Source organism: Pseudaquabacterium rugosum (assembly GCF_038066575.1).
In the GTDB taxonomy this organism is placed as follows: Bacteria; Pseudomonadota; Gammaproteobacteria; order Burkholderiales; family Burkholderiaceae_C; genus Pseudaquabacterium; species Pseudaquabacterium rugosum.
Genome location: NZ_JBBUTF010000012.1, coordinates 17,015 through 30,442, shown reverse-complemented (window position 1 = coordinate 30,442; position 13,428 = coordinate 17,015). Strand labels below are relative to the sequence as shown.

General features: G+C 73.8%; 15 protein-coding genes. 4 read left to right on the top strand and 11 right to left on the bottom strand.

Translation table 11 applies throughout. The annotated features are described in order from the left end of the window. Positions 1-5: 5 nt before the first annotated feature. Positions 6-773: a PEP-CTERM sorting domain-containing protein gene (locus tag AACH11_RS13585; RefSeq protein ID WP_341374781.1), complete on the top strand. Its 768-nt coding sequence runs from the start codon at positions 6-8 to the stop codon at positions 771-773. Positions 774-845: 72 nt separating this feature from the next. On the opposite strand, the gene AACH11_RS13580 is transcribed toward AACH11_RS13585, so the two are convergent. Beyond that, entirely contained in the window at positions 846-1,691 is an 846-nt protein-coding gene (locus AACH11_RS13580) for a class I SAM-dependent methyltransferase (protein WP_341374780.1), read from the bottom strand. Between the two features lie 71 nt (positions 1,692-1,762). Further along, positions 1,763-2,350, bottom strand: a complete 588-nt coding sequence (locus AACH11_RS13575; protein WP_341374779.1) for a MaoC family dehydratase — start codon at positions 2,348-2,350, stop codon at positions 1,763-1,765. Between the two features lie 172 nt (positions 2,351-2,522). Here AACH11_RS13575 and AACH11_RS13570 point away from each other — a divergent pair, with 172 nt between their 5' ends. After that, on the top strand, positions 2,523-2,903 hold the full coding sequence (locus tag AACH11_RS13570) for a 4a-hydroxytetrahydrobiopterin dehydratase (RefSeq protein WP_341374778.1): 381 nt from the start codon (positions 2,523-2,525) through the stop codon (positions 2,901-2,903). 38 nt (positions 2,904-2,941) lie between these two features. Here the strand turns inward: AACH11_RS13570 and AACH11_RS13565 are convergent, their stop codons facing one another. From AACH11_RS13565 to AACH11_RS13540, 6 genes are all read right to left on the bottom strand, one after another. Continuing rightward, a complete protein-coding gene (locus AACH11_RS13565) occupies positions 2,942-3,808 on the bottom strand; it encodes an ABC transporter ATP-binding protein (RefSeq protein ID WP_341374777.1) in 867 nt (288 codons plus the stop codon). A gap of 65 nt (positions 3,809-3,873) precedes the next feature. Further along, positions 3,874-5,178, bottom strand: a complete 1,305-nt coding sequence (locus AACH11_RS13560) for a FecCD family ABC transporter permease (protein ID WP_341374776.1) — start codon at positions 5,176-5,178, stop codon at positions 3,874-3,876. Continuing rightward, positions 5,175-6,182: a heme/hemin ABC transporter substrate-binding protein gene (locus AACH11_RS13555; protein ID WP_341374775.1), complete on the bottom strand. Its 1,008-nt coding sequence runs from the start codon at positions 6,180-6,182 to the stop codon at positions 5,175-5,177. The genes AACH11_RS13560 and AACH11_RS13555 overlap by 4 nt, the downstream gene beginning before the upstream one ends. Next, positions 6,179-7,411, bottom strand: coding sequence for a hemin-degrading factor (locus AACH11_RS13550; protein WP_341374774.1), 1,233 nt, complete (start codon positions 7,409-7,411; stop codon positions 6,179-6,181). Before AACH11_RS13550 ends, AACH11_RS13555 begins: the two co-directional genes overlap by 4 nt. 127 nt (positions 7,412-7,538) lie before the next feature. Next, positions 7,539-7,760 (bottom strand): hemin uptake protein HemP, encoded by a 222-nt coding sequence (gene hemP / locus AACH11_RS13545; RefSeq protein WP_341374773.1) that lies wholly within the window; start codon positions 7,758-7,760, stop codon positions 7,539-7,541. A gap of 122 nt (positions 7,761-7,882) precedes the next feature. Then, the gene (locus tag AACH11_RS13540) at positions 7,883-8,113 is read right to left on the bottom strand and encodes a CsbD family protein (protein ID WP_341374772.1); all 231 of its coding nucleotides are present in this window, start codon (positions 8,111-8,113) and stop codon (positions 7,883-7,885) included. A gap of 304 nt (positions 8,114-8,417) precedes the next feature. Between AACH11_RS13540 and AACH11_RS13535 the strand changes: the two genes are divergently transcribed. Next, positions 8,418-9,281, top strand: coding sequence for an EamA family transporter (locus tag AACH11_RS13535; RefSeq protein WP_341374938.1), 864 nt, complete (start codon positions 8,418-8,420; stop codon positions 9,279-9,281). Between the two features lie 120 nt (positions 9,282-9,401). Here the strand turns inward: AACH11_RS13535 and AACH11_RS13530 are convergent, their stop codons facing one another. Beyond that, the gene (locus AACH11_RS13530) at positions 9,402-10,442 is read right to left on the bottom strand and encodes a metal-dependent hydrolase (RefSeq protein ID WP_341374771.1); all 1,041 of its coding nucleotides are present in this window, start codon (positions 10,440-10,442) and stop codon (positions 9,402-9,404) included. 25 nt (positions 10,443-10,467) lie between these two features. Further along, entirely contained in the window at positions 10,468-11,454 is a 987-nt protein-coding gene (locus AACH11_RS13525; protein WP_341374770.1) for a Gfo/Idh/MocA family protein, read from the bottom strand. Positions 11,455-11,641: 187 nt separating this feature from the next. Between AACH11_RS13525 and AACH11_RS13520 the strand changes: the two genes are divergently transcribed. Beyond that, the gene (locus tag AACH11_RS13520) at positions 11,642-12,709 is read left to right on the top strand and encodes a M12 family metallopeptidase (protein ID WP_341374769.1); all 1,068 of its coding nucleotides are present in this window, start codon (positions 11,642-11,644) and stop codon (positions 12,707-12,709) included. Positions 12,710-12,827: 118 nt separating this feature from the next. Here the strand turns inward: AACH11_RS13520 and AACH11_RS13515 are convergent, their stop codons facing one another. After that, positions 12,828-13,142 (bottom strand): hypothetical protein, encoded by a 315-nt coding sequence (locus tag AACH11_RS13515; RefSeq protein WP_341374768.1) that lies wholly within the window; start codon positions 13,140-13,142, stop codon positions 12,828-12,830. Positions 13,143-13,428 lie beyond the last annotated feature (286 nt).

The window sequence follows — 13,428 nt, the reverse complement described above, 5'->3', positions numbered from 1 at the left end:
TGAACATGACGATTTCCCTGCGCCCGCACGCCCTGGTGGCCACGCTCGCCACGCTGGCCGCACTCGCCGGCGGCAGCCCGGCCGCCCTTGCCCAGACCGCCCCCGGCGGCACCTTCCCCGGCACCGGCACCTTTCCCGGCACCGGAACGGCGCCGGGCACCGATACCGGCACGGCACCGGGCACCGGCACCACCCCCGGCACCGACACCTCGACCAGCAGCGCCAGCCTGGTCGGCAGCACGGTGACGATCAGCGCGCTGTACCCGGATGCCACCAGCGTGCTGGCCAGCGCCACCACCACCGTCGATGCCTACGTCACCGAGTTCGCCTGCCCGGATTCGACCTCCGGCATCTGCGGCTCGACCAACCTGACCGGCGCCGGCCTGGGCGACGGCGAGACCATCGACATCGGCAGCACGACGATCAGCGGCACGCTGCTGTATGCGTTCAGCGCCGACGGCAGCGTCAACGCGCTGAGCTTCAGCGGCCTGAGCTTCGGTGACGGCTACACGATCAGTGGCTACACGCTGACGACCAACATCAGCGGCTTCGACACCAGCGACATCACGCTGAGCGGCGACACGCTGACGCTGAACTTCAGCGGTCTGGACCCGAGCACGACGAGCGACGGCACCAGCATCGGCACCTTCACCGTGACGCTGACGGCCGCGGCCATCACCTCGTCGGTGCCGGAGCCGGCCGCCGGCCTGATGGCCGGCATCGGCGCGCTGGCGCTGGCCGGCCTGCGCCGGCGCCGGGCCGCGCGCGGCTGAGTCCGCCGGCCGCGGCGCGGGCGCCGCACCGGGCGCTGAGCGCGGTGGCCCTCCGACGGCTCCAGCTCCGACTCAGGCCTGCGCGGCCCAGGCCGCGTACACCTCGTGCCAGCTCTCGTGCAGGCGCGGACAGTCGCGTGCGGGGCCGGGCCCCAGCCGGGCCAGCGCCTCGTGCACCGGCCGCGGGTGGGCGGCGCCGTGCGGCGGCCCGCCCGCGTACAGCACCTGCTGGTCCTCGTCGACCGCATCGTCGACGGTGAACACCGTGCGCCCGGCGAAGGCCGCGGCCACCCGCTGGCGCACCTGACGGCGCTGCGCGGCCGGGGCCCACAGGTTCATCACCAGCCAGCCGTCGCGCGCCAGCACGCTGGCGGCGGCCGTGAAGAAGGCGGCCGTGGTCAGCGGGGCGGCCAGGCCGTCGGCATCGAAGCCGTCGACCAGCAGCACCTGCGGCCGCAGCGCGGCCGGTGGCGCACCGGCGGCCGCCCAGCCCTGCAGCAGACGCGCGCCGTCGACCGTCAGCACCGCCCAGCGCCCATCGTCGGGCGGCAGGTCGAACGGCCCGCGCAGCGCGACCACCTGGGGGTTGATCTCGGCCACCGCCAGGACGCTGGCCGGGCTGACCTCGCGCAGGAAGCGCACCAGCGAGCCGCCGCCCAGCCCGATCATCAGCACCGCCCGCGGCGCCGGATGCCACAGCAGCGCGCCGGCCATGCGCCGGGTGTAGGGCAGCAGCAGGCGGGCCGGCTCCTGTGGGTCGTGCCGGCTCTGCACCACGTCGTCGCCGAACTGCAGGGAGCGGCCGCGGGCGTCCTCGCTCACCCGCGGCCGCGGGGCCGCCGCCGGCGCGGGCGCGTCGTCCGCATCGAGGCGGGCCTGCACCGCCCGCAGCGCGTCCAGCAGCGCCCCCGGGCCCACGGCACCGGATCCGGGCGCACCGGCGCCCGCGGCATCCGGACCCGGCGCGGGCCGGCCCGGCGCGGTCCGGCTCACCAGGCGGCCGGCGGGGTGTCGTCGCCGGACGCCACGGCGGCGCCGGACGGCGTGCCGCCAGGGGCCGCGCCGGCCGCCCCGCCCTGGGCCGTGATCGCGGCCGGCACCGCCAGGCTCGGTGCCAGCGGGGCCACGCCCTCCTGCGGGCCGCGGCGCAGGTCGAACAGGCTGGTCGCCACCAGGTCCATCGCCAGCACGCCGTCCTGGCGCAGCACCGTCCAGCGCCAGCGCAGCACGCCGATGTGCGGCTTGCTGGCCGAGCGGCGCACCTCCAGCACATGGCCTTGCACCTGCAGCGTGTCGCCCGGGCGCACCGGCGCATACCAGTGCAGCTGCTCCAGGCCCGGCGAGCCGACGGTCTCGGAGCCGTCCAGCACCGCCTGCACCATCAGGCGCATGGCCACGCCACAGGTCTGCCAGCCGCTGGCGATCAGACCGCCGTAAGGGCCGTCGGCGGCCGCGGCGGGGTCGGTGTGGAACCACTGCGGGTCCCACTGGCGGGCGAAGGACAGGATCTCGGCTTCGTCCAGCGGGTAGCGGCCGGCGTCGATCACCTGGCCGGCATGGAAATCGGCGAATCGCATCGTGCGGACTCCTCGGATCAGGGGTAACCCCCAATCATGCCTGCAGGCCGTGGCGCCAGCCTGACAGCCGCACGGCGGCGCCTCGGCAGCCACGCGGCAAGCCCCCCCGCCCGTCACGGTCTCGCGCGCGCCGCTATCGTCCGCCCACCCCGGACCGCGCCCAGGAGACCCGATGAGCCGCCACCCCGATGCCGATGCCGTGCTGGACGCCGCCGCGCTGCAGCAGGCGCTGCAGACCCTGCCGCACTGGCGCCTGCACGACGGCCACCTGCGCCGTCACTACCGCACCGCCGGCTGGAAGAGCACGATGATGGTGGTGGGCACCATCGGCCACCTGGCCGAGGCGGCCTGGCACCACCCGGACCTGTCGGTGACCTATGCCGAGGTGATCGTCAAGCTGGTCACCCATTCGGCCGGCGGCATCACACCCAAGGACGTGGCGCTGGCGCGGCAGATCGAGGCCGTCATCGGCTGGCAGCCGGGGCTCGATCCGGACAGCCCGCTGGAGGGCACGCCGGACGATCCGCGACTGCGCCACCTGAAGTACGACTGAGCCGGACCGCCAGGGCCGGCGGCCTCAACCCTCAACCCTCAGCCCCCCGCCCGCCCGGCGACCACGCCCAGCCCGCCATCGGGCCGCGCCACCGCCTGCAGCCGGATGCCGTAGAGCGCCTCCAGCGCCGGCAGCGCCCGGGCATCGGCAGGCTGGGCATCGAGCTGGCCACCGCGGCGCATCAGCCACAGCCGGTCGAAGCCGTCGAAGGCCTGGTTGATGTCGTGCAGCACCGCCACCAGCGCATGGTCGCGGGCGCGGCTGTAGGCCTGCAGCGCATCGAGCAGCGCGAACTGCAGGCCCGGATCGAGGGCGGCCAGCGGCTCGTCGACCAGCAGCAGGCCGCCGCGCACCGTCCACAGCTGGGCGAAGACACGGGCCAGCTGCACCCGCGCCTGCTCGCCGCCGGACAGGGTGTCGAAGCGGCGCTCCAGCAGATGGCCGGCCTCGGCCAGCGCCAGGGCGTCGCGGATCACCGGATCGTCGTCATCGGCGGCCCGGCCGGCCCGCATCCAGGGGCTGCGGCCGAGGCCGACGACCAGCGCCACCGGCAGACCGAAGGCCACCAGGTGCGACTGCGGCAACACCGCGCGTCGCCGCGCCAGCGCCAGCCGGTCCTGCGTGTGGAGCGGGGCGCCGTCGAAATCCAGGCGACCGGCGGCCGGCGCCAGCTCACCCGCCAAGGCCCGCAGCAGCGTCGATTTGCCGGCCCCGCTGGGGCCCAGCAGCGCGACCTGCTCACCGGCGGCCAGGTGCAGATCGCACGGGCCGTGCGGCGGCGCCAGCCGGGACAGGCCCGGCGCGCGCAGGCACAGGCCCTGGGCCTGGAGCAGCGCGGCAGGAGCGGCCGGTCCCGTCCGGGCAGGGATGGGGGTCGCGCTTCTGTTTTGGGCGCAGAAGGGCACCGCCGGCGACCGGGCAGACCGGGCCGACCGGAGCGACGGGCCCGATCGATCGAGCGCCGATCCGCTCATGCCGCGCCCCCCGCCTGCCGCAGCCGCCCGCGCAGCAGCGCCATGAACATCGGCGCGCCCAGCAGCGCGGTGAAGATGCCCACCGGCAGCTCGGCCGGCACGGCCAGCGTGCGCGCCAGGCTGTCGGCGCCCAGCAGCAGCAGCGCGCCCACCCCCATCGACAAGGGCAGCACGCGGCGCTGGTCCGGGCCCGCCACCAGGCGCACCAGGTGTGGCGCCATCAGGCCGATGAAGCCGATCAGCCCGCACCAGGCGGTGGCCAGCGCGACCAGCAGCGCCACCGCCAGGCTGACCCGCCGCCGCAGCCGGGCGACGTCGACGCCGACATGGCCGGCCGCGGCCTCGCCGAGGGCCAGCGCATTGAGCGCGGTCGACAGCCGCGGCAGGGCCAGCGCGACGGCGGCCAGCACCAGCGCCAGCAGCCCCAGCACCGACCAGCGGGCGCCGGCCAGCGAGCCCAGGGTCCAGAAACTCAGGCTGCGCGCCTGCTCGTCGGTGGCCAGCCAGGTGCACAGGCCGACCACGGCCATGGTCAGCGCCTGCAAGGCCAGGCCGGTCAGCAGCAGACCGGCCACCGAACCGGGGGCCAGCCAGCGCGCCAGCCGGTCCAGCAGGCCGCAGACGGCCAGCGCCCCGGCGAAGGCGGCGCCGGGCAGCAACCACAGGCGCCAGGCCGGCGGCAGCCGCTGCTCGGCGCCGGCAAAGACGGTCAGCATCAGGGCGGCCGCACAGGCCGCGCCGGCACTGACGCCCAACAGGCCCGGATCGGCCATCGGGTTGCGGAACAGGCCCTGGGTCAAGGCCCCGGCCAGGCCGAGGGCCGCGCCCACGGTCAGCGCCAGCAGCACCCGGGGCAGCCGCAGCTGCCACAGCACCCAGGCCTGGGCGGCGTCGGCACTGGCGGTGTCGTGACGGGTGGTGTCGAACGCGGGGGACGGGTCCGCCGCGGCGGCGGGCCCGGGGCTGGCCGGGTCATCGGCAGCCACCGCCGGGCCGGAACCGGTCGCCCCGGTCATCGGAACGGAGCCCCCGACCGAGGCGGGCCACAGCGGACGCAGCGCCTGGCCTGCGCCTTCGGCGAGCAGGCCCGGCAGCCGGGCCCAGGTGACGGGGACGGCCCCCAGCCGCAGCGCGGCGAGCGCCGCCAGCACCAGCACCAGACCGAGCCAGAAGCCGGCGGAACGGCCACGCCAGCGGCCTGCTGATCGGCGCGCCGGCTCACCCGCCGATCTCCCAGCCACCGCCACCGCCACCGCCGCCGTCGGCAGCGCACCGACGGGCGCGCCGGAGGCCGCATTCACGCCCGGCCTCCGGCCCCGCCGTAGAGGCCCTCGGCCAGGGTCTGCAGCGCCAGCGGCAGGCGCGGGCCGAAGCCCAGCGCCAGCAGCGTGTCCAGCGCCACGACGCGGCCCGCGCGGCCGGCCGGCGTCAGCGCCAGCCCGGCCTGGGCCAGCAGCCCCGACGGCCCGCCGGCCGCCTGCAGCGTGTGCGTGGTGCTGACGATGACCTGCGGCGCGGCCGCCACCATGGCTTCCGCGCTCACGGCCTGGTAGCCCTCGACGGCGGCCATCACGTTGCGGGCCCCGGCATAGGCCAGCAGCGCGTCGGGTGCGGTGTCGCGGCCGGCCGCCCGCAGGCCGGTGCCGCCCTGGGTCATCACGAACAGCACGCGCAGCGGCGACGGCTCGGCCCCGGCCTGCGCCCGGCGCAACTGGCCGGCCCGCGCCAGCGCGCGCTGCCAGTCCACGGCGATGCGGCCGGACAGCGCACGGCCGGCCTCGGCGCGGCCGCAGGCCTCGGCCACCCGCTGCGTGCGCGCCCGCACGCCCTCGATGCGGTGGTCGGCATCGATCACCTGCAACGTGATGCCGGCCTCGCGCAGCTGCTGCAGCACCGCGGGCGGGCCGGCCGTCTCGGTGGCCAGCACCAGCGTGGGCCGCAGCGCCAGCAGGCCCTCGGGCGAGAGCGTGCGCTGGTAGCCGACCTGCGGCAGCCGCGTGGCCTCGACCGGCCACTGCGAGCTGGTGTCGACGCCGACCAGATCGCTCTGCGCCCCCAGCGCGTACAGCGTCTCGGTGATGGCCGCGCCGACGCTGACGATGCGCAGGCGCGGCGCCGACGGGGCCCCTGTGCCGGCCACGCGAGCGGCGGCGCCGACACCCGGGCCCGTGTTCTGCCCGATGTTCTGCGTGGTGTTCTGTGCGGTGCCCTGCCCGTGCGCGGCCCCGCCCAGCCCGGCCAGGCCCGCGACCGACAGCGCCCCGACCGCACGGCAGACGCGTCGGCGTCCGGCATCGGGCCTCATGCGGTCTCCGTGCGGATCGGCGCAGCGCGCGCTGCCGCCCGCTGCGCATCCGTGGGGCTCAGGTCCCCGCCGGGCGGCACCGGCTGCGGCGCCCCGCCCTCGCCCAGCCCGGGCAGGCTGTCGAGCAGTGCGGCCCAGGCCGCATCCTCGACCTGGCCGGGCTTGCGCACGCCGAAGCACATCGCCAGCGTCTGGCCGGCGGCATCGAACAGCTCCAGCGAATGCACCGGACCGTCGGCCGTGGGCTTGGCCACCCACCAGGCCTGGTCGATCAGGTCCTCGCGCAGGTGCAGGTTGAAGCCGGGGTCCAGCACGTTCAGCCACGGGCCCATGCGCTCGACGCGCTGCACCGGCCCGCTGTGGATCTGGATCACGCCGGGATTGCCGACGAAGACCATCACGCCGGTGCCCTGGTCGGCGGCCGCACGCAGCAACGCATGGGCGGCCCCGGTGGCCAGTCGGCGGCTGTGACCGGGCGGCGCCAGGCGCAAGGCCTGCACGCGGCCCAGGCCATGGCGCTGCAAAAGACCGAAGAAGGCGTGCGTGTCCTGCAGCGCACGCCACTCGGCCTGGAAGGTGGCGACGTCGATCTCGGCATCGGGCCGGTCGGTGGCCGGGCCCGGCAGCGCCTCGGCCTCGAAGCCCGGGCGCTGGTCGGCCGCCAGATGGGCGGCGATCAGCGGCTCCCAGGCGGTCAGATCGCTGGCCGGGCGCAGGAAGATCTTGTGCACCGCCTGCCCGGCAGCGTCGAAGGCCTGCAGGCTGCGCTGCACCTGGCCATCGGCCAGCAGCTCCTCGACCGCCCAGGCCGCGGACCAGGCGCGGTAGAACAGGCGCAGGTCGATCGCACCGCCCAGCACCAGGCCGACCGTGCCGTTGACGCTGGTGCGCCGGTAGACGCCCGTCTTCTCGTGCACGCAGCCGTCGTTGCGGGTCAGGGCCATCACCTCGCCGAGGGATTCGACGGCGGCCACCAGCTCCGGCCACGGGCCCTGCAAGCGGCGCGCGCGCAGCGGTGATTCGACCACCGGCCAGGCGCCGCAGTGGGCGGCCACCAGCGCGGCCTCGCTCAGGCCCAGGCGCTCGGCGATGTCGCGGTGGCGGCCACGGCCGGCGCGCCGGGCCTCGGCGAAGGCCAGGCGCAAGGCGCGGGGGTCGGTCGTGCGGTCCCCGTCGGTCGTCAGCGCAGAGGCGGCGCCGGAAGAGGATTCGGATGCCATCAAGGTCATGGTCGGGGGATCAGCGGGGGCCGGACGGCCAGCCCGGCCATCCCGCCCGGAGGGCGTCCACCGGCACGGCGGACGGCGGACAGCGATCGATGTCGACCGACATCGATCGTCGAGGGTCGGGCGACCCTTACTTGGTCAGGATCAGCTTGCCCAGCGCGGTGATGCGCAGGCGGTACATCGCCGCGCCGTGGGCGATGTGGATCTCCTGGTCACGCCCCATCAGCTGACGGCTGGACAGCACCCGCAGCGGGCGCTGCAAAGCCTCGGTCGAGACCTCGGACAGGCCCAACGGCAGCAGGGCTTCGGCGATCGGGGCGGCCTGGGTGGCGGCGGTGGACAGCAGGGTCATGGCGGACTCCATCAGGTCAGGGGCGATGGAGACAGTGTATTGCGAATGATTCGCATTAGATGCCACTAAACCCTGAATCTGACGGGGTCTTGTCGCCTGCGCGGCCACCGCCGCGCGGCGGCTCAGGCGGCGCGCGGCATCACGCAATCCGCCCACAGCCCCGGCAGGCGCTCATCGACGGCATGGCGCATCGCGTCCTCCGGCTGCGCATAGCGGTGGCACAGCATGTCGATCAGGTAGATGCGGCTGCCGCTGACCAGCTGCAGATCGTCCCGTGTCAGACGCGGCCACAAGGCCTGCACGGCCTCGCGGACCTCATCCCAGTCATCACGCAACAGGCTCCAATCGATCATGGTCTGCTCCCGGTGGACTCGACAGTGGTGCATGGCGGGGCCGTCGCGGTGCGGTCGCTCGTGCACGGAACCCATGCTGCACCGCAACGAACACCCGGGACAACCCTGATTCTTGGGGGAGCAAACCCCAGGCCCGCGGCGGGGCGACCGGGCCCTGCCCCGCCCTCTCGGCGCTGCCCCAGGCCTCGACAACCGTGATGTGCAGGCGTTATGTCGCGCCAGCGAAGCGTGGGCCCGGACGCCGCGGGCGGGATCCACGGCCACCGCCACGGTTACCCTCGGGCCGATGTCCACCTCGCCCCGTCTGCCGCTGTCCCATGTCCTGCTCGGCCTGAGCGTGGTCGCCATCTGGGGCAGCAACTTCGTCGTCATCAAGCTGGCGCTGGCGCAGTGGCCGCCGCTGCTGTTCGCTGCGCTGCGCTTCGTGCTGGCCTTCCTGCCGGCGGCGCTGCTGCTGCCGCGCCCGGCCGTCGCCTGGCGCTTGCAGGCGGCCTATGCCACCTTGCTGGGCGTCGGTCAGTTCGGCGTGCTCTACCTGGCGATGCGCGGGGCGATCTCGCCCGGCCTGGCCTCGCTGGTGATCCAGACCCAGGTCTTCTTCACCATCGCGCTGGCCATCCGCTTCGATGGCCAGGCCGGCCTGCGGCCGCCGCAATGGCTGGCACTCGGCCTGGCGGCCAGCGGCATCGTGCTGATCGGCGCCCACGGCGGCGGCGATGCCACGCCCGTCGGCGTGGCCATGATCCTGTTCGCCGCGCTGTGCTGGGCGGCGGCCAACATCGTCGCCACCCGGGTGCGCGGCACGCCGATGCTGCCCTTCGTCGTCTGGTCCTCGATCTGGACGGTGCCGCCGCTGCTGGCGCTGTCGCTGGCGGTCGAGGGCTGGCCGGCGATGCGCGCGGCCGTGCTGCAGGCCGACCTCGGCGGCTGGATCGCGCTGGCCTGGCAGGCCTGGGGCAACACCGTCTTCGGCTACGGCGTCTGGGCCTGGCTGCTGGCGCGCCATCCGGCAGCCACCATCAGCCCGCTGGCCCTCGGCGTGCCGGTGGTCGGCATGCTGAGCTCGGCGCTGTGGCTGGGCGAATCGCTGCCAGGCTGGAAGCTGGCGGCCGCCGCGCTGGTCATCGGCGGGCTGGGGCTGAACCTGTGGGTGGCGCGGCGGCGTTGAGCGGGCCGGACCGGGCAGGCCGGGCCGGCTGGACAAGCCGGCCGCGCCAGGCAGGTCGGACAGGCCGGCCGCGCCGGGCCAACTGGACCCACCGGCCGCGCCGGCCGGTGGACCGCCAGCTCAGCGCGTCAGCCCGGGCGGCGGCACGTCGAGCCCGCGCATGCGGGCCCACAACCAGCCCGCCATCGGCCCGATCTCGCCGCGCAGGCCCTGCTGCGTGACCGGGATCCGCCCGACCGTGGCCTCAGGTCCGAGGTCGAAGCGGAACACGTAGTCCGGCTCCTGGCCCATGCGCAGGTCGGTCAGCCACAGGTGGCCGTCGGCCGTGCGCTGCAGCTTCACGAATCCATCGGTGAAGGCCGACAGCCGGGCCACCGGCGCGGCCTGCGCATGGCGCTGCAGCAGCGCCACCCCGCGCGCGGCGACGTGCCAGCGCAGCGGCCGCGCCGGATCGACCCAGGCATCGGCCAGCGACACATGGGCCTCGTGGAAGCGGTCGTCGGCCGGATCGTCGGGCAGCGCGACGACGCGCCAGACCACGCTCTGCAGCGGCGCCGGCGTGACCAGCACCCGCTGCGCGACCACCCCCTCGCGCGCCAGCGAGGCCCGCGCCAGCCGTTCGACATGGGCCTGCGCCGCCACGCCCCAGCCCAGATAGGCGGTCGACAGCAGCAGGCCGAGCGCGTTCCAGCGCAGCCCGCGCGCATCGGCCCCGCGCCGCCAGGCCACCACCACGCCGACGATCAGCGGCAGCGTGTAGAGCGGATCGACGACGAAGACACTGCCCACGCCATAGGGCCGGTCGCTGAAGGGCTGCAGCAGTTGCGTGCCGTAGACCGTCATCCAGTCCAGCAAGGGGTGGGTGACCAGCGCCAGCCCGAGCGCCAGGCTCCAGCGCCGCCACAGCGCCTGCTCGCCGTGCCAGCGGGCGACCAGCGCGCCCATCAGCGGCGCGAACAGCGCCAGCAGCACCAGGCCGTGCGTCTCGGCCCGGTGGCGCACCATGTCCAGCAGCGCGTCGCCGTGCGAGACCAGCGCGTCGAGGTCCGGCAGCGTGCCGGCCACCGCACCCCAGGCCACCGCCCGGCCCACCCGCGTGCGCCGGCCCATCACCGCGACCGTGACGGCCGAGCCGAGTGCGATCTGCGTCAGCGAATCCATGCGCCGCGTCTCCTGCCGGCCGGACTCAGCGGACCACGCCGTCGGCGGCGGCCAGCGTCAGGTCGATCATGCGCTGGGTGCCGCGGCTGAACTCCAGCGGACAGGCATAGGGCACGCCCTCGCGCACGCTGCGGCAGAAGGCCTGCACCTGCAGCACGTACTGGTTGACGGCCGGCCAACGCTCGACCTGACGGCCCTGTGCCGTCTCCAGCACCAGTTGCGCGATGTCGTAGACCCCGGCGTTGTAGGGCGCGGTCAGCGTCAGATGGCCGTGGCTGCCGTGGAAGGTCAGGTGCTGGCGCGCCTGCATCCGCATCGACACCACGCCGCGGTAGGCGAAGCCCGGGAACTCGGCCGTCAGCTGGGTGAAGACATCGACGCCGTTCTCGCGCCGGATCTGCGCGTGGGGGACCGCCGTCGGCTCCTGGCCGGTCACGTAGCAGGTCGAGCCGAAGATGTAGACGCCGATGTCGGGCAGCGCGCCGCCGCCGGTCTCGGGCCGGTTGCGGATGTTGCCGGTATCGGCCGCGTTGTTGTAGCTGAAGACGGTGTCGACCAGCTGCAGCTCGCCGATGGCGCCGCCCTGCACCAGTTCGCGAGCCCGGGCGAACTGCGGGTGGTGGACGATCATGTAGGCCTCGGCGGCCAGCCGGCCGGCGGCATCGCGCGCGGCGATCAGGCGATCGAAATCGGCCTCGGCCATGGCCAGCGGCTTCTCGCACAGCACGTGCTTGCCGGCGGCCAGGGCCTTCAGCGTCCATTCCACATGCAGGTGGTTGGGCAGCGGGATGTAGACCGCGTCGATGGCCGGATCGGCCAGCAGCGCCTCGTAGCTGGCATGCACCCGCAGCGACGGGCAAAAGGCCTGGAAGGGCTCGGCCTTGGCCGCATCGGACGTGGCGAGCGCGACCAGCTCGGCACCCTCGGCCGCGTGGATGGCGCGGGCCATGTGCTCGCGGGCGAACTTGGCAGCGCCCAGGATGCCCCAGCGCACGGGCGGACGGGTGGACATGACGGATCTCCTCAGGGTCGGACAGGGGTCGGTGAGCGGCCATTGTGATCGCCGCGGGCTGCGGAAATTCCCTGCCCGCGGCGTCCGCCCCCCGGGCGATGCCGCCACCCGCGCGCCTGCCTAGACTGCCGCGCACACGGCATCCGGCATCCGCTGTCCAGCATCCGCCGTGCCACCGGAGAACCCCATGGCCAGAGCACCCCGCTGCTGTTTCGACCGCATCCTGCCCCGTGACCTGTTCCAGCCCCCGGCGATGCAACCGGCGGGCCTGCGCGGCGGCGGCCCGGGTGGGCCGGGCGGTGGTGGCCCGATGCGCGGCATCGCCCCGATCGGCAAGACCTGGATGAACGGCAGCACGCTGCACGTGCGCTTCCTCGGCGGCACCAGCGCCCAGCACGACAGCGCGCGCACCCAGGCCGGCTGGTGGGAGGCCGTGGCCAACCTGCACTTCATCTTCGACGACCATCCACAGGCCGAGATCCGCATCGCCTTCGACGCCGCCGACGGCGCCTGGTCCTACATCGGCACCGATGCCCGGTCCATCCCGCTCGACCAGCCGACGATGAACCTCGGCTTCGAGGAAGGCGGCACTGCCGCCCACGAGTTCGGCCACGCCATCGGCCTGGCCCACGAGCACCAGAACCCGCAGGGCGGCATCCAGTGGAACGAGGCCGCCGTGCTGCGCGCGATGGCCGGCCCACCCAACTTCTGGGATGAAGCCACCACGCGGCACAACATCCTGCACCGCTACCGCGCCGACCAGATCAAGGGCACGGCCTTCGACCCCGACTCGGTCATGCTGTACTTCTTCCCGGCCGAATGGACGAGCAACGGCATCGCCACCCGCGCCAACGAGCGGCTGTCGGCCACCGACCGCGCCTTCATCTCCGGCGCGCAGATGTACCCGAAGGACCGGCCCACCCATGCCGATGCGCTGGCGCTCAAGGTCAACGCCCGGGCCCGCACCACGGCCTCGATCGGCCGCTTCGGCGAGGAGGACCTCTACGTCTTCGACGCGCCGCAGGCCGCCGCCTTCATCATCGACACCCAGGGCCGCACCGACGTGGTGATGAAGCTCTTCGGCCCCGACCAGCCCACCCGCCTGGTGGCCGAGGACGACGACTCGGGCCAGTCGACCAACGCCCGCATCGCCCGCCGCCTGAGCCCGGGCCGCTACTGGGTGCAGATCCGCCACCAGGATCTCGGTGGTGGCACCGGTGACTACAGCATCAAGGTCCGGATGACGCGGTCTTGACGCCCCCCCGATGTCCGGAAGAGACCGGCACCCCGGCTTCAGTGAAATGGCAGCCGCACCGTGCGTGTTCATGTGACGCCACACCGCGTCGAACATCCTGAACTCAGGCTACGTTGAATCAAGCCGCACAAGCGGCAAGCCAGTCCGAACCGTCAGCCGCTCGGTACGAGCCCGAGGGACCCGCCCGCTCGCCAGCACCGAGCCCGAAGCAGCCGTCTTGGGGATGAACGCATGACCTTTGCACGAACTTCCACAGGTCACGCTTCTGCCATCGGCAGGTCTCGCGTTCCGTGAAACCGCGGGCGACAAAAAGGTTGCCACGCAGCGTGTTGGTGGGGCGGAAGATCTTGCGCTGGTGCAACAGGTTGCGCTGCATCTGCTCGGCCGCGTAATTGGTCGGATGCAGCGTGTTGGTCCTGAAGAACCACCGCACTGCCGATAGCTGCAGCTCGTTGCCACAGGTCTTGACTGCGCGCGATCACAGGGCCGTGCTCCGCCTTTGGGACAGAAGAGTTTTGGTCCGTCAGAAAATTATTGGAGGCCAATTTCCGCCGATCAAGACGCACTTCACAACGAGCTTTTCGAAAAAAGCCTAACAAGTTTTTTTCCGAAATACTCCTACACTCAGGCAGAACAGATCCATCTGCTCGAGTCAACCGGCAACACCGGGCGCCGTCAGCTCGCCGGTCACCGACGCGTTCACCCCTTTGCGCAGCGAC